General features: G+C 61.8%; 13 protein-coding genes and 1 pseudogene. 11 read left to right on the top strand and 3 right to left on the bottom strand.

Features of this window, described 5'->3' with window-relative positions; all coding sequences use genetic code 11:
* Window positions 1-13: 13 nt before the first annotated feature.
* Together LRS12_RS11680 and LRS12_RS11685 are read left to right on the top strand one after the other, a co-directional pair.
* On the top strand, window positions 14-1951 hold the full coding sequence (locus LRS12_RS11680; RefSeq protein WP_224921319.1) for an ATP-dependent endonuclease: 1938 nt from the start codon (window positions 14-16) through the stop codon (window positions 1949-1951).
* Window positions 1948-3606, top strand: coding sequence for a UvrD-helicase domain-containing protein (locus LRS12_RS11685; RefSeq protein ID WP_224921320.1), 1659 nt, complete (start codon window positions 1948-1950; stop codon window positions 3604-3606). Before LRS12_RS11680 ends, LRS12_RS11685 begins: the two co-directional genes overlap by 4 nt.
* A 149-nt stretch (window positions 3607-3755) precedes the next feature.
* Here the strand turns inward: LRS12_RS11685 and LRS12_RS11690 are convergent, their stop codons facing one another.
* The 3 genes from LRS12_RS11690 to LRS12_RS11700 form a co-directional block, all read right to left on the bottom strand.
* Complete coding sequence (locus LRS12_RS11690) at window positions 3756-4403, bottom strand: hypothetical protein (RefSeq protein ID WP_224921321.1); 648 nt, start codon at window positions 4401-4403, stop codon at window positions 3756-3758.
* Window positions 4403-6574 carry an Eco57I restriction-modification methylase domain-containing protein gene (locus LRS12_RS11695; RefSeq protein ID WP_308223008.1) on the bottom strand — a complete coding sequence of 724 codons (2172 nt, stop codon included), beginning with the start codon at window positions 6572-6574 and terminating at the stop codon, window positions 4403-4405. Before LRS12_RS11695 ends, LRS12_RS11690 begins: the two co-directional genes overlap by 1 nt.
* Before the next feature lie 978 nt (window positions 6575-7552).
* Window positions 7553-8017 carry a hypothetical protein gene (locus LRS12_RS11700; RefSeq protein WP_224921323.1) on the bottom strand — a complete coding sequence of 155 codons (465 nt, stop codon included), beginning with the start codon at window positions 8015-8017 and terminating at the stop codon, window positions 7553-7555.
* A 262-nt stretch (window positions 8018-8279) separates the two neighbouring features.
* Between LRS12_RS11700 and LRS12_RS11705 the strand changes: the two genes are divergently transcribed.
* From LRS12_RS11705 to trbJ, 9 genes and pseudogenes are all read left to right on the top strand, one after another.
* The gene (locus LRS12_RS11705) at window positions 8280-9011 is read left to right on the top strand and encodes a nucleotidyltransferase domain-containing protein (RefSeq protein WP_257844703.1); all 732 of its coding nucleotides are present in this window, start codon (window positions 8280-8282) and stop codon (window positions 9009-9011) included.
* A 16-nt stretch (window positions 9012-9027) separates the two neighbouring features.
* Window positions 9028-9189, top strand: a complete 162-nt coding sequence (locus LRS12_RS11710; protein ID WP_257844704.1) for a hypothetical protein — start codon at window positions 9028-9030, stop codon at window positions 9187-9189.
* A 161-nt stretch (window positions 9190-9350) separates the two neighbouring features.
* Window positions 9351-11375, top strand: a pseudogene (locus LRS12_RS11715) (conjugal transfer protein TraG).
* Between the two features lie 7 nt (window positions 11376-11382).
* Entirely contained in the window at window positions 11383-11787 is a 405-nt protein-coding gene (locus LRS12_RS11720) for a CopG family transcriptional regulator (RefSeq protein WP_257844705.1), read from the top strand.
* Window positions 11787-12785: a P-type conjugative transfer ATPase TrbB gene (gene trbB, locus LRS12_RS11725; RefSeq protein ID WP_224921327.1), complete on the top strand. Its 999-nt coding sequence runs from the start codon at window positions 11787-11789 to the stop codon at window positions 12783-12785. The genes LRS12_RS11720 and trbB overlap by 1 nt, the downstream gene beginning before the upstream one ends.
* A 7-nt stretch (window positions 12786-12792) precedes the next feature.
* Complete coding sequence (locus LRS12_RS11730) at window positions 12793-13122, top strand: TrbC/VirB2 family protein (protein WP_374581286.1); 330 nt, start codon at window positions 12793-12795, stop codon at window positions 13120-13122.
* Window positions 13119-13394: a VirB3 family type IV secretion system protein gene (locus tag LRS12_RS11735; protein ID WP_224921329.1), complete on the top strand. Its 276-nt coding sequence runs from the start codon at window positions 13119-13121 to the stop codon at window positions 13392-13394. Before LRS12_RS11730 ends, LRS12_RS11735 begins: the two co-directional genes overlap by 4 nt.
* Window positions 13388-15838: a conjugal transfer protein TrbE gene (gene trbE / locus LRS12_RS11740; protein WP_224921330.1), complete on the top strand. Its 2451-nt coding sequence runs from the start codon at window positions 13388-13390 to the stop codon at window positions 15836-15838. The genes LRS12_RS11735 and trbE overlap by 7 nt, the downstream gene beginning before the upstream one ends.
* Entirely contained in the window at window positions 15838-16584 is a 747-nt protein-coding gene (gene trbJ, locus LRS12_RS11745) for a P-type conjugative transfer protein TrbJ (protein WP_224921331.1), read from the top strand. Before trbE ends, trbJ begins: the two co-directional genes overlap by 1 nt.
* Window positions 16585-16669 lie beyond the last annotated feature (85 nt).

Here is a 16669-nt window from a genome sequence, read left to right on the forward strand (position 1 = left end):
GGGGGATGGACCGATGAAGCTCGCGCATTTGCGCATCTGTAACTTCAGGTGCTTTGGAAATGTCGCTACTGAGATCGGGTTGGACGACACCACGTTCATCCTCGGACCTAACGGCACCGGCAAAACTGCGATCCTGCAGGCGCTGGCAAGAATGTTCAGTCTCGATCCTGCGCTGCGCAAGATCAGGCATTCGGATTTTCACATTGCAACCGATGAAGCACCCGATGCCGCGCCGGAAGAGCGCAGGCTCTGGATCGAAGCCGATTTCGACTTTCCCGAACTCGAACTGGACGACGAAGGCGCCATGCCCGCCGTGCCGGGCAATTTCGCGCACATGCTGATGGTGGACGATGATGAGGCTGTGCGCGTCCGTTTCCGTCTGGCTGCGACGCTCGATCAGGATGGCGATATTGAGGAAACCTTCACCTATGTGACCAAAACCGACGATGCAGGGGTGCCGACCGAGGAAAGCCGCGCATCCAAGCAAGATCGCAATGCCATTCAGGTGCACTATCTGCCCGCTCGGCGCGATCCTTCCGATCATATCTCCTACTCGTCCAATGCGCTGTTGGGCCGGGCATTGCGGGCGGCGGACTGGAGCGGTGAACGTGCGGCAATCGGCGATCTCACCGCGCAGATCACCGCAGCGCTGACGGGCAACGCCGCCATCGAAAGCATTGGCGAATCCCTGACCACGATCTGGAGCCAACTGCACAAGGGCCAGTTCTTCGCCGACCCCGGGGTTTCCTTCGAGCAGAGCGAGATCGATACGCTGCTTCGCCATTTGAGCCTGACGTTCACGCCCGGACACGGTGAACCTCTCGTTGATTTTTCGCGGTTGAGCGACGGTCAGCAGTCGCTGCTCTACATCTCGCTGGTACTCGCCATGCGCGAGATCAGCGACAAGGTGCTAGCAGGCGAGCTGTGCGCGTTCGATATCGATAAGCTGCGGCCCGCAATCTTCACTCTGATTGCGGTCGAAGAGCCGGAGAACAGCCTGTCGCCACATTATCTGGGACGCATCGTGCGTGCCGTTTCCGAATTCGCCAAAGGTCAGAATACCCAAGCGCTCGTGGCAACGCACGCGCCGTCGCTTCTGCGGCGGGTTGCGCCCGAGACCATTCGTTATCTGCGGCTCGACGGCAACCGCCGCACGGTCGTTACGCGTGTCGTGCTTCCTCAAAATGCGGACGCCGCCAAATATGTGCGCGAAGGCGTACAAGCCTTTCCGGAGCTGTATTTCTCGCGGTTCGTGATCCTGGGTGAAGGCGACAGCGAGGAGGTCGTTCTGCCGCGGCTGCTCGGCGCGCGCGGGATTCTTACCGATGACGCGTCGATTTCGATCGTTCCCTTGGGCGGTCGGCACGTCAATCATTTCTGGCGGTTGCTGCACGCGCTCGGCATTCCGCACGCGACACTGCTCGACCTTGACCTTGCTCGCTATCAAGGGGGCTGGGGCCGGATCAAATATGCCGCGAAGCAACGCCTCAAATACGGCGATATCGAAAACGCCGGCATCGACGACGACGATATCGCGGGCATTCCGGCCTGGGACAGCGATCTGGGATTGCTGGACGATGACGATGACTGGATCGAGTATTTCGCAGATCGGGGAATCTTCTTCTCTTCTCCGCTTGATCTCGACTTCATGATGATCGAAGCGTTTGGGGAAGTGTACAAGATTGACGACGACGAGCGCGAGGAACCGGACGAAAGCACGCTCAAGGCGGTTCTTGGCAAGAAGCACGACACAGTTGATGGCCAGTACTCCGACGAGCAGCTGGAGCTGTTCGATGCCTATCACCGCAGGTTCAAGATCGGCAGCAAGCCGGCTTGGCACATCCGGGCGATGGCGGCGCTCGATGATGCGGAACTAGCGGCCGACATGCCAGCAGTTATGACAGCGCTGATCGACTATGTTGAAACCGCACTGGAAGGCCTGCCAGAATGATCTCGGCCGAGCGATGGTCTCCTGCCGACGGCTTGACGCTCGAGCCGAATGCGATGGCTGCCGCTACGGAGATCGCACGCAATCTGGCGCTGACCGCAGGTCCGGGTGCCGGCAAGACCGAAATGCTCGCGCAACGTGCGGACTTCCTGCTTCGGACCGGCACTTGCCGCTATCCGCGGCGGATCCTCGCCATCTCCTTCAAGACCGATGCCAGCCAGAACTTAAAGGCGCGCGTCCGCAAACGCTGTGGACCCGAACTGGCGGCGCGCTTCGACAGCCACACCTTTCATGCATTTGCGAAGCGGATCATCGATCGCTTTCGCCCCGTGCTCACCGGACGGGATGCCCTGGGCCCGGACTATTCGATCGGTACACGTCGGGTGCAGCGCCAGTCCATCACCTTCGCCGACATGGTGCCGCTCGCCCATACGATCATCGAAGCCAGCCTCATTGCACGCAACGCAGTGCGTCAGACCTACACCCATATCTTTCTCGATGAATTTCAAGACTGCACGGCCGAGCAATATCGCCTGATTCTCGCTTGCTTCGGGGGCACCTCGGCGATTCTGACAGCGGTGGGCGATACCAAGCAAAGCATCATGGGCTGGGCCGGCGCGCTTGAGGGTATCTTCCAGACCTTTGCCGATGAGTTCGATGCGCTACCGCGCAACCTCTACCAGAATTTCCGATCCGCACCGCGGCTACGCCGCATGCAGAATGCGATGGTCAAAGTGATGGATCCGCCCGCCGCGCTCGACGATGCGGATATCCTCGGCGAAGAGGGCGAGATCGCTGTTCTTCGTTTCGACGATGATGGCGAAGAAGCTGCCAGCCTGACGGGGCAAATCCGCGACCTGATCGACAATGGCGTCCGACCCTCTGAAATCGCGATTCTCGTCAGCAAGCAGCAGAACCTCTATTGCCAGCGCCTTACGGTCGCATTCGAGGCCGCCGAAATCCCGTTTCGTGAGGAAGACAAGGAACAGGATCTGGCGTCGGAGCCGGTCGCCTGCCTGCTCATCGACTTTCTCCTAGTCGCCAGCGGTTCGCGGCAGCCCGCCGCCTATCGCCGATTACTGGATATCGTGGTGTTCAACCATGGCTATGACGAGGAGCGCGAATATCAACTGCGCTCACGCTGGGATCGCTTCGTTACAGAAACTAGGCGGCAGATCGCGTCGGGTGAGATCAATCTAGGCCATATCAACGACCTGCAAGCCGTTGCCACGGCGCTGGTAGGCGTAGTCGGGCGCGACAATCTCATCGCGCTTTCGCCTGACTACGCGCATGGTGGCCGCCTCGACCAACTTATAGAACAGGCACTCGAACGCGCGCATCTGTTGCTGCAAGGCGACGCGGAGCCGGCGACGGCCTTGGCGTCCTTCTCTGGCGACAGCGCGGTTCGCATCATGTCGGTGCATAAGAGTAAGGGTCTGGAGTTTGATACAGTCGTCATTCTCGGGGTCGAGAAAGAGACTTTCTGGGGTGAATCATCGGCGGAGCGCGCTGCCTATTTTGTCGGGATTTCCCGCGCTAAACAAAGGCTTTGGCTAACCACGTGTCACTGTCGCCAGCGCCCGGATGGCGCTAAACGCTGGGATGTCGAGCGTCGGGAGCACGACGAATTTCTTGGCTACGCACTTGATGGCGATTGAGCCGAACTTATGCAGCGATCAGCAAAACTCGACATCGGCGTGGTTGTGTCAAGCTCGGTGAGCTCTTGGAGTTCTCGCAGGTACCTGACGAGAATCCGCGGTGCCAGTTTTCAAACCAGTCGGGCAGCCGTGCTGGCGCGTATGTACGATCAACCAAAAGGATCAAGCGCGTGCGAAAGCAAAGCGTGACGCACTTCGATGTTCTTCGTTCCGGCGCGGCTATGGGTCGTACTGAACCGGTTGATTCGATGCACCGGGACCATAGGAACCGGACCACCTAGAATATTTAGCGCAGCGTGAGACGCGATCGCATTTGCCAATCGCTCCATTGAGAAACCGAGATCGCCGTCCAACACATAACCGAGCATGCAACCGACCTCCAACCCTTCGGCATATTGCTCGGTGATGAAGCGCATCATTCCGTCGGTGACGTAAGGGCCGGCCAGTGATTGTCTGCCACCGCTGTAGATCACATTTAGGCGTTTGCATTCGTAGGCGAGGTAGCGCGTGCGATCCCAGTCGAGAATGACAGCGAGGTCGATCTGACCTTTGCTGTATTGGGCGCCTGTTGGATGGGTGCCGGTCGGTTCGAACTGAAATTCTATCCAGTGACAAAGCCGACGAACCACAGGATCCTTGCCCAGCAAAGAGACGAGATTGATTGTGATCGTGTCTTCGTCGGGTTGTCCGGGCAGAAGATCGAGGAGCGTGGGCCATACCGCCGCAATACGGTCGAGAATGCGATCATCGAGCGAGGCAAAACGCGCTGCCCATTTCTCAGTGTCGCCCAGCAGCATCAGGCGCCGGCAGTCCGTCTTTGGATGGTGATCGCGTCCTGAAGATCCATCGCGATCGAATCCGCGTCGGCAAGTGCGGCAGCCCGAAGCCAGAACCGCATTTGCATCGGCTTGATCAGATAGAGACTGTCGCCGACGAAGACCCGGAGATCGGGGATCAACTGGAAATTACCGTCCAGCGGCTGATTGATGTGCTCCGACAGATAATCCAGCACATCGTTCAGAGAAGCGCTGTCATCCTCGGAATAGCTGCTCTCATGCTCGAGCGTGATCCGCAATATTGCGAGATCGACGCTCCTGGCGACCAACTTCGTGCCTACCGATCCGCCATCAAGGAGCCATCCCCGCAGACTCTCGGCCAAGGTTTCGGCATATGCCCGCCGCTGATCTTCGAGCGGCGGCTTCCAAAGACCCGGACTTGCACCTTCGTGCGGCTGGATCGCGGGAATGATTGTTTCGACCGCATCGTCGATCAGAACGATCTCGTCGTCCGAAAGGCAGAAATAATCATATGTTAAGCGGTCGATCGCGCCGAGATACGCATCGTCTCCGCCACCGAGCGTGAAAGGTTGGCGCGAGGCATCCATCGCCGCGTCGATCACCGCGACCAGCGCGTCCGAGGCGCGGGCCGCTCGATCGGGATCCGGCAGCTCCGCGAGTTGCGGGAAGGGCAGGCGTCGCAGTTCGGCCTGCTTCACTTCCGGCCGGTCCGATCCGAACGATGCCGTGCCATGGAATGCGTACCAGACGGAAAGTCGGCTGTTCAGGATAGCCGTGAGCAATTTTGCCCGCCGCTCCTCGCCGGACGGAACGATGATCGCCTGCAGAATGTCTTGGAACGTCAACGGACTTTGACAATAGGCGGCGCGCAACCTGGTTTGGGAGGTTTCGACCCCGCGCGGGACAAGGATGCGAACCCCAGCAAAGCCCGGCTCGAAACCCCTTCTGCGCACAAGGTTGCTGATAGCAGGGTGCAGGCCATCATCGGCTTGTGCCAGTCTGCGAAAAGCACCGATCGGGAGGTCGGGGTATGTGCCGACATACTGGCTAACCTGAGGCTTGACCGGTTTGCTCCCCGTTTCGTCCTCCTCGGCGCCGGCGTAGCCCGCAGTTTCATCATCTTCATCGTCATCGGTCGTGAATGGCTGGTAGCCTTGCCCAATGACCCAGTGCCCAGTCGGGTCCTGCCGCCGCCGGCTGAACGACCCAAAGTCAGCGACAAGGTCGCCGATTTTTGACAGCCGGGCGAGATAGCCGAACAGTTTGGCGTCCGGTTCCCGCATCCAGAGGCGTTGCTTGAATGCTAACGGGTTATCTAGAACGGCCTCCACGGACATCGCCATCTTGTCGGCGCTGCTGAGCGTGATCACCCGTTTGATCCGCAGGTTCAGATCGGCTTTCGGCGCCCAATAATCAAACGTGTAGGGAAAATGGTCCACTGAGCCGGCACCATAAATGACAAGTGCTGCGGGACGATGGGCATGTTCGAAGAGCTGGAAGCGCAGGTCGGCGAAGTTGATGATCCGCCGGATGCGGCACGCGCGCATAAATTGGTTTCGCGCGGCCACCGTCTTTGCCGAATGGTTATGCAGGAAGCCCATCGACGGAAGAAGAAAAGCGACGACGCCGCCTGCGGCGAGATGCCGACCGGCCTTCCAGGTGAAGGCCCAGGCGTCCTCCTTGCCGGGCATCGGGAGCGCTGCCGCCTTACTCCACCGAACCGACGACCGGTCGGGTCCTCGCCGGCTCGTCCAAGGCGGATTGCCGATGATGAGATCGAAGCCCTCCTCGGCTTCGGGCACCGCGAAAAAGTCCCGACAGATGAGGCTGTGGCCCCACAGCTCCGGCAAGACCTTCCCTCGGCTGATCAGCCGTCGGATGTCGCGGGGCGATACTTCCTCGAGCAATGCGACGTAGAGAGAGAACACCGCCACGCGCACCGCGCTGCCATTGATATCCCAGCCATGGACACGGCGCAGTATCCCGAGGAGCTGGTCCCAGGCGATCTCGCCATCGTTCGAACGGCTTCGCCAGTGTTCGCACAGCCGCTGGAAGGACCGGACCAGAAAAACACCCGACCCGCATGCCGGATCGAGAAAGCGGCCTTTGTCGCGCACTGCTGGGCTTAGCATGTCCCAGACCTGCGATACGACGGTATCGGCCAGGAACATGGGGGGTATAAAAGGCGCCGGTCGCCCGACGCTCCGCTTCTTTTTCCCCTAGAAAGCGATCATAAACCGCACTGACGAGTTCGACGGGGATGTATCGGAAATCATAGCCCCAGAACCTATGCTGCCCGTGCGCCATCTCTTCGCGACCCAGGCGGAACGAGGCGAGGATATCAAGATGGCTGCCCCTGATCTCCGGCGCTTGTACCTGCGGCTCGAACGAGCAGGGCGCGACAAAAATATCGCCGTTGAAGTCGGCCTTGAGCGTCGCGAACAGAGCCTGAAGAAGCGACACGTCCCGCTGTCCTAGCATTTCAAGGAAGCTATTCGCGGCTCCTGAGGATACCGTGCGGAAATATTCGGTCGAAATGATGTCGCGGTCTTCGAGATAAGCGATGAACATCGCCTGGATCAGAAGCGCCTGAGCGGGGTCGGGATCGAGACCCTCCTTGCGAAGCAGCGTGTGCGAGACCTTGAGATTGTCGAGCAGAACCTGGTCGATGCGTTCCTTCGGCTTGAAGTATTCCGCGTGCTCGGACCACAACCGACCCGATTCGGCGCCATCGACAATATTTCGAAACCGCAGGGCATCGGCCGTCAGCGTCAACGTGTCGACCAAGCAACGATTCTCGAACGCCTCGTCGGCATCTTTCAGCGGCGTTCGGGCGAGCGAGAACGCCCGCATGACCTCACCACTGATGACTAGGAGCAGACTGATCAGCCCTTGGTTCCACAATGCACCATGGAGATCGACGATCGCCTTGCGGTCGTAATTGTCGGTGACCAGAATAGCGATCGTTGGCACCGTCTGGACGCAAAACACCGCCGACACCTGAAGGTCATCCAGCGCCACCCGGATCGCCGAGGCGTGCGGCGCATCAACAACAGACGCTGACACGTCGTAGAGTTCCGGCGCCTGCCGGTTGGCGAGGCCAAGCCGCTCCTTCCATTCCGGGCTAAGCGCGAGGGTCATCGGGTCGCTCATCCGGTGGCTGCAGCGCGCGTCAGTACAAGTGGCGGGAACATCAATTGACTTTGATCGCTCTCGCCCTGCTCGCGAAGCAGGGCACCACGCAGCTCCGCGAGCAGCGGATCGAGCGGACAGAAGATCGTCAGCTCGCCAGCTTTCCACGGCGATGGATCCCGGACAATGCGGCATTTGCGTTGCAGCAGGTCGATTGCGAAGACACCGCCTTCCATGACGCTCCAAGGGGACGCATCGCAGATAGTGATGATGTCCGGGACAATATCCTTCAGCGCGCTTACTCGAATGCCAGCCGTTTCGGTCAGTCGCCGGATGATGCTCGCCGCGACCAGATCACCAATTGTGAAGCATGGCGCTCGTCCAGTGCGCCCAGCATAGGACGGCAACGCGCGTTTCCAGTGCCGATAGGTTTCTAGCGAGAGGCCGACGGTGTCACGCAATTGGCCAATCGTATAATGCATGGGGCTCACAACGGCCTGAGGTGGGGCCAGCCCCATGTAATTGGTGCGCTAGGCGCCGTCAACCATGTTCTCTCTGTGTTCCCGGCAAGCTAGTTGCAGCGCGAATTGGCGGAAGTGCAAAGGCAAATGTGCATAACTCGTGGCTTTCCTCCATGCTCCGATCGGCCCGCTCCGTAAGCCGTTGGGCTTTGGAAGAGGCAATGGACGAATTATGTTGCTGCCAAGGCGGTTCGCCGCGAGAATCGTGACCGTGAGGCACGGCGTGGATCATCTGCCCTTGGTCCAGCAAGGCGAGCTGGACCGAGTGAAGCAATTGCTGATGGGCGAGTTCGCCCAAGCGACGGCGCGCGCAACTCAGCCCTGGAAGAGAAACGGGAGCATCCTCAAGGTCGTGTTGTTCGGCAGTTATGCCCGAGAGGATTGGGTCGATGAACCCCAGAATGGCTACCAGTCCGACTATGACCTGCTGATCATCGTCAGTCATCCTGATCTCACTGACATTGCCGACTACTGGTATGTCGCCGAGGATAAGATACTGCGCGACGCCGAAATCGCCCGGCCAGTGAACATCATCGTCCACACGCTGGATGAGGTGAACCAAGCGCTGAGCCGGGGCGAGTATTTTTGGGTCGATATCGTCCGCGACGGCATCGTCCTATACGAACGGCCTGGCAGTGCGTTTGCCACACCGCAACCGCTAACGATGGCTGATGCGTATGAGATGGCGAGCAAGTACCTTTCCGAATGGCTGCCCAGCACAGATAGAGCGTTGACGACGGCACACGAGCAGGCGCTTAAGGGCGCTGACGATCTCGGATGGCGCAAGGAGGCCGTGTTCTCGCTGCATCAGGCGACGGAGCGCGCCTATATCTGCTTCCTGCTTGTCCGAACCCCTGTACTTCCCCCGCTCGCACAACATCAAATTCCTGCGGTCGCTGGCCGAGGACAGCGAGACACGGCTGATCGACGCATGGCCGCGCGCCACCCGGATTGACCGCCGGCGCTTCGAATTGCTCAAGCGCGCCTATGTCGAGGCTCGCTACTCGGCGAGCTTCGAGATCACCAATGACGACCTCAATGTCTTGTCCCAATCGGTCCGCACCCTTCGCGATATCGTCGAAATGGTCTCGCGCGAACGTATCGAAACGCTCCGGATAGACGCCGGTCTCTAACTGCCGAGCGATAGCTGCCGGATAGCTTCCGGCTCCGGCATCTGACCGAAACGCACCAAGACAAGCCCATCTGCGCCCATCAGCTCCGTTCCGTTTTGGGCGTCCGTGACCGAGTCTGAATCCGCCCGAGCCGATCCTGTCCGGCGGGCGGGAGCCTCGACGTGACACCGACCAAATTGCTCATCGGCCAGATCCTTGTCGTCTTCGCGATCGTCATCGCGGGCGTGTGGGCCGCGACGCAGTGGGCGGCGGCGATGCTCGCTTATCAGTCCGAACTGGGGCGGCCGTGGTTCCAACTCGGGTCCGTGCCAATTTACCGTCCCTGGGCGTTATTCGGCTGGTGGTATCATTATGATGCCTATGCCCCGATCGTCTTCGACAAGGCGGGCATGCTTGCCGGCACCAGCGGCTTTATCGGCTGCGCGGCGGCGATTTTGGATCGATATGGCGCGCGCGCCAATCGAGCAATGTCACCACCTATGGCTCGGCGCGCTGGGCCAGCCGCCGCGAGATCGAACGCGCTGGGCTGCATTGCGACGCGGGAGTCATGCTCGGCACGCTCGGTGGCCGCTATCTGCGCCATGACGGCCCGGAGCATATCATGGCGTTTGCGCCCACGCGATCGGGTAAGGGTGTTGGCCTCGTCGTCCCCACCTTGCTGTCCTGGACCGGTTCGACCGTCGTCCACGACATCAAGGGTGAGAATTGGACGCTGACCGCTGGCTGGCGCGCACGCTTCTCGCACTGCCTGCTGTTCAACCCCACCGATGTCGCGTCGGCGCATTACAATCCGCTGCTCGAAGTTCGGCGCGGTATCGACGAAGTGCGCGACGTCCAGAACATCGCAGATATCCTGGTTGATCCCGAGGGTGCGCTGGAACGCCGCAACCATTGGGAAAAAGACGAGCCATTCGCTGCTGGTCGGTGCGATCCTCCATATCCTCTATGCCGAGCAGGAGAAGACGCTCGCGCGTGTCGCGACCTTCCTGTCCGACCCGCAGCGCAGCTTCGTGGCCACGCTGCGTCGGATGATGACCACCAATCATCTTGGCGACGATCAAAGCCCCAGGGTCCATCCTGTAATTGCGTCCGCCGCACGCGAACTGCTCAACAAAAGCGAGAACGAGCGTTCTGGCGTGCTCTCGACCGCCATGTCCTTCCTTGGCCTTTATCGTGATCCGACCGTCGCGGAGGTCACGTCCCGCTGCGACTGGCGGATCGCCGACCTAATCGAGGCCGAACGCCCCTTGTCGCTCTATCTCGTCATTCCGCCGTCGGACATCAGCCGCACCAAGCCGCTGATCCGTCTTGTGCTCAACCAGATCGGCCGTCGGCTCACCGAGCGGCTCGACCAGCCCGGCACATCCGCGCGTCGGCACCAGCTCCTGATGATGCTCGACGAGTTCCCGGCATTGGGCCGTCTCGATTTCTTCGAGACCAGTCTCGCATTCATGGCCGGCTATGGCATTCGCGCTTTCCTGATCGCGCAGAGCCTCAACCAGATCGAGAAGGCATATGGCGATCACAACGCCATCCTCGACAATTGCCATGTCCGGGTTGCATTCGCGACTAACGACGAACGCACCGCCAAACGCATTTCCGACGCGCTCGGCACCGCGACCGAGCAGCGCGCCATGCGCAACTATGCAGGCCATCGCCTCGCGCCGTGGCTCGCGCACGTCATGGTCAGCCGCCAGGAAACCGCCCGGCAGCTGCTGACCCCCGGCGAGGTCATGCAGCTATCGCCCGACGAGGAACTCGTGCTCGTGTCCGGGCTCGCGCCGATCCGGGCGCGTAAACTGCGCTACTTCCGCGACCGCAACTTTGTCGCGCGCGTGACACCCGCGCCGGTGCTGGCATCGGGTGAATATTCCGATCGCCCTAAGCCGCGCGGCAATGACTGGTCCGATCAGGTGCGCGGCATCGATGCCCGGCTGCACCAGGCAGAGGATGCTGCGGGCGGCGAGGACGAAAGCGGCATGCAGCAGCAGCGTCATCCCGGCCTTCCCGAACAGGTCTCTAAGGCAACCGACGCCGCCGAAACACGCGATCCCCAGATCGTGCCCGACGACGACGATGTCGCCGCCGACAAGCGCGCCATGGACCAGGCGCAAGGGCAGAACGCCGTCGTCCGGAGCCATGCGATCAACGAGGGCGCGAAGCGCGACCTCATACCGGATTTCTGAGGCTGCGATGAAGATCCGTCAGAACCTTTATATCGACCGCGAACTCAGCGACGCGCTGGAAGTGCTCGCCGCCGGACCGCGCGGCAACAAGAGCCATCTCGTCAACGATGCACTGAAGGACTGGCTCGCGCGCCGGGGGACCAAGGAGGTCGATGACCTCCTCAAGGTTCGCCTCGACCGGCTGTCGCGCGAACTGGCCGGCGCGCGGCGCGACATCGACGTGCTGCTGGAAAGCCTGTCGCTGTTCGTCCGCTACCAGTTGATGGTGACGGCACCTTTGCCTGAAGCCGACGCCGCGGCCCGCGCCACCGGCCGCGACCGCTTCGATGCGTTCGTCTCACAGGTTGGCCGCCAGATTGCGGGCGGCACCCGCACGCTCGTGCCTGCCGGATCCGACGGAGCATCATCGTGATGTCCGCCCAGCCTGAAAGCGTCTCCGCAGAACGCCGCCGCGCGATGCTGCGCACCGCAATGGGATCGGCGATTGCCGCCGCGCTCGCCGACCCGCGCGTCATCGAGATCATGGTCAATCCCGACGGTGCGCTGGGCATCGACATTCTGGGCGAAGGCCGCGTCGATACCGGCGTGAAGCTCGATCCCGCCCAGGTCGAGCGGATCATCCGGCTGGTGGCATCGCATGTCCGGTCCGAAGTCCATGGCGAGAGGCCCATCGTGTCGGCTGAGCTGCCGCCGCTTGGCTCCGGGGCCGGGGAGCGGTTCGAAGGAATTCTGCCGCCAGTTTCGACTGCCCCCTGCTTTTCGATCCGGAAACCTGCGGCCCGCATCTACACGCTGATGGACTATGTGACCGACGGCATCATGTCGGCGGAGGCCGCGCGCCTCTTGTCGCTTTCCGTCGTCGATCGCCGCAACATCCTCGTCGCCGGTGGAACCAGTTCGGGCAAGACCACGCTCGCCAACGCGCTGCTCGCCGAGATGGCGCATTTGGACGAACGGGTGATCCTGATTGAGGACACCCGCGAGCTGCAATCGCCCGCGCGGGACACGGTCGCGCTCAGAACCCGGGCTGGCACCGTGACTATGGGCGATCTCGTGCGCTCGACGCTGCGCCTTCGACCTGACCGCATCATCGTCGGCGAGGTACGTGGGTCCGAAGCGCTGGACATGCTCAAGGCTTGGAACACCGGTCACCCCGGCGGGATCGCGACCGTCCACGCCAACAGCGCCGCATCCGCGCTCTACCGGATCGAACAGCTCATTCAGGAAGCTGTCGTCACCGTCCCGCGCCGCCTCGTCGCCGACGCGATCGACATGATCGTCTTCATTGCCGGACGCGGCACCGCGCGGCGCATCGAAACGATCGCGCGCGTCGCAGGGCTCGACCCCCAGGGCGATTACGCCGTCGTCGATCTCACACCCGTCCTGACCCCTGACCTTCAAGGAGACTGACATGCGTATGCTTCATATCCCCAACCGCGAGCGCTTTTTCCTGACCGGCCTGGCGCTCGGCCTTTCGTTCACCTTGGCGAGCGCAGCACAGGCCGGCGGGTCCGGCATGCCTTGGGAGCAGCCGCTCCAACAGGTTCTCGAGTCTGTCCAGGGACCGGTCGCCAAGATCGTCGCGGTGATCATCATCATCACCACCGGCCTGACGCTCGCCTTCGGCGAGTCCTCGGGCGGCTTTCGCCGGCTGATCCAGATCGTGTTCGGCCTTTCGATCGCGTTCGCCGCTTCGTCCTTCTTTCTGTCCTTCTTCAGCTTTGGCGGCGGGGCGCTCGTCGCATGAGCCCCGTGGACACCGGTCATGTTGCGGGCTTCGAGGCGCCGATCCACGCGAGCCTCGGGCAAGCAATCCTGCTTGGCGGCGCGCCGCGCGGAATCGCCATCGTCAACGGTACGGTCGCAGCGGCCATCGGGCTAGGCCTCCAGCAATGGCTGGTCGGGATCGCGCTATGGGCAGTCGGACACAGCATCGCGGTTTTCGCCGCGCGCCGCGATCCTGATTTCGCAGCCGTTTTGCTCCGCCACCTGCGTCAGAAGGGATATCTGGCGTGCTGAACCTCGCCGAGTATCGCAGCCGTGCCGACCGGCTCGCCGATCATCTGCCCTGGGCGGCGCTGGTCGCACCCGGAATCGTCCTCAACAAGGATGGCAGCTTCCAGCGCAGTTTCGCGTTTCGCGGTCCCGACCTCGAAAGCGCGACCGAGGCGGAGCTCGTCTCCGCCTGCGCGCGCGCCAACAACGTCCTCAAGCGGCATGGGTCGGGTTGGGCGCTATTCTTCGAGGCCGAACGGCGCGAAGCACTGGGCTATCCTGAAAATGTCTTTCCCGATCCTGCGTCGTGGCTGATCGATCAGGAGCGGCGTGCCAGTTTCGAGGCCCAAGGCCAGCATTTCGAGAGCCGCTTTCACGGCACGCTGGTCTGGCTGCCGGATGCCGACAGTAGCGATGCGGCAGGACGGACACTCGTCGAGCGACCCGACGACGCCAAAGGGCGCGACTGGCACGCCAGCCTCTCCGGCTTCATCGCCGAAAGCGATCGCGTGCTCGACCTTCTGTCCAGCTTCATGCCGGAGGTGCGCCCATTAAACGACGGGGAGACGCTGACGTATCTCCACGGCACCGTTTCCAGCCGTCGTCACCCCGTCGTCGTGCCGGAAACGCCGATCTATCTCGATGCGCTGCTCGCTGACACACCGCTGACCGGCGGGCTTGAGCCCAGGCTCGGCGATCTGCATCTGCGCACCCTCACCATCCCCGGTTTTCCGAACCTCAGTCGACCCGGCATTCTCGATGCGCTCAACCATCAGGATTTCGGATACCGCTGGGTCACGCGCTTCATTGCCCTCGACAAGACCGATGCGACCAAGGCGCTGACGAAGATCCGGCGGCAATGGTTCAACAAGCGCAAGTCGATCGCCGCGCTGCTGCGCGAGGTGATGTACAACCAGCCAGCCCAGCTTCTCGACAGCGACGCTGATAACAAGGTGGTCGATGCCGACCTTGCGCTCCAGACGCTCGGCGGCGATCACGTTGCCTTTGGGTATCTGACTACGACGATCACGGTGTCGGACTCCGATCGCGCTCGCGCAGAGGACAAGGTTCGCGCGGTCGAGCGGATCGTCAACGGCCTCGGCTTCACATGCTTGCGCGAAGGCATCAACGCGGTCGAAGCGTGGCTGTCGTCGCTGCCCGGTCAGGCTTACGCGAACGTGCGCCAGCCGCTGATCCATACCCTCAATCTCGCCCATCTCATGCCACTGTCGTCGGTGTGGGCAGGACCTGCTGGCAACCGCCATCTCGACGGCCCGCCACTGCTCTATGCGCAGACCAGTGGATCAACCCCTTTTCGCTTGTCGACCCATATCGGCGATGTCGGGCACATGCTCGTCGTCGGTCCCACCGGTGCTGGCAAGTCGGTGCTGCTGGCCCTGATCGCATTGCAGTTCCGGCGCTATGCCGGCTCGCAACTCTATATCTTCGACAAGGGCTATTCGGCACGCGCGGCGGTGCTGGCGATGGGCGGCGCGCATCATGCGTTGGGTCTCGGCGCGGATAGCGGCGACACTTTGGCGTTCCAGCCGCTTCGCCGCGTTGATGATCCCAGCGAACGGAGCTGGGCGGCAGAATGGATCGCGGCGCTGCTGGCCCACGAAAAGGTCATCGTCACCCCCGAGGTCAAGGACGCTGTGTGGTCCGCACTTTGCAGCCTCGCATCGGCACCACCTCAGGAGCGGACGCTGACCGGACTGGCCATGCTACTCCAGTCCAATGCGTTACGCATCGCGCTGACCGCCTATACGCTCGACGGCCCCTATGGGCGTCTCCTGGACGCGGCTGAACAGCATCTCGCCTTCGCGGACATCCAGTGCTTCGAAACCGAGGCGCTGATGGGACAGGCCGGGGTGGTCGCCCCGGTTCTGACCTATCTCTTCCACCGCCTCGAAGAGCGCTTCGACGGTCGGCCAACGCTACTCGTTCTCGACGAGGCCTGGATTTTTCTCGATCATCCAATCTTTGCCGCGCGCATTCGCGAATGGCTGAAGACCCTGCGCAAGAAGAATGTCGCGGTGCTGTTCGCAACGCAGAGCCTCGCCGATATCGCCGACAGCAGCATCGCGCCGGCGATCATAGAGAGCTGCCCGCAGCGCATTTTGCTGCCCAACGACCGCGCGATCGAGCCGCAATCGCGGGCCGCCTATGAGCGTTTCGGACTCAATGACCGGCAAATCGAGCTGGTAAGCCGCGCAACGCCGAAGCGGCAATATTACCTTCAATCGGCGCGCGGCAATCGGCTGTTCGAGCTCGGCCTCGGGCCAATCGCGCTCGCGCTGTGCGGTGCGTCCGATCCGGCAACCCAGGCGCGCATCGACGCGCTGCTGGCGGAGCATGGCCCCGAGAATTTCGCGGCCCGCTTCCTTGAGCAAGCTGGTCTCGACTGGGCCGCCGACCTCCTCGCCGATTTCCCGAATTTCGCGCCCACCGAAGAAGGAGAAGTGTAATGCGTATTGTCACCCGCAAAGTCCTGATCGCGTCCGCGCTCAGCATCGGAACCGCCGGTTCGCTGGCTATGGGGCTCGCCAGTGCGAGCACCCCGGCACGCGCGCAAATCAGCGTATTCGACCCGACCAACTACAGCCAGAACCTGCTCACTGCGGCGCGCACGCTCACCCAGATCAACAATCAGATCCAGTCGCTCCAGAACGAAGCGACGATGCTAATCAATCAGGCGAAGAACCTCAGCCGGATCGACTTTCCGCAACTCCAGCAGCTCAACCAGAACTTGGCTGCGATCGACCGGTTGATGGGGCAGGCGCAAGGGATCGATTTCAGGGTCGATGGCCTGGACCAGCAGTTCAGCCAGTTGTTTCCCAAGGACTTCAATCAGGCACTGACCACCAACAAACAGGTGGTCGCCGCCAAAGCGCGGCTCGATGCCGCAATGTCGGGCTTCCGGCAGGCGATGGGCGTGCAATCCCAGATCGTCACCAACGTGCAGGCTGATGCCGGGACGCTGAGCGAGATCGTTGCGAAGAGCCAGGGCGCTGAGGGCGGCTTGCAAGCCCAACAAGCCACGAACCAGCTACTGGCACTCACCGCCAAGCAGCAGTTCCAGATCCAGAAGATGATGGCGGCGCAATACCGCGCCGAAGCAACCGAAGCCGCGCGTCGTGCACAGGCCGAGGCAGAAGGGCGGGAACGCACCCGGAAATTTCTGGGCACCGGCCAAGCCTACACGCGCGAATAGGCGCGGTGACGAGCTGAGGCGGCGCAGTCCAGCTCCCCGATCGCGCCGCCTCGTCGCGGAGTCCGTTTGCCTTGCCCCCCGGGTG

The organism is Sphingomonas sp. J344 (assembly GCF_024700005.1).
GTDB lineage: Bacteria > Pseudomonadota > Alphaproteobacteria > Sphingomonadales > Sphingomonadaceae > Sphingomonas.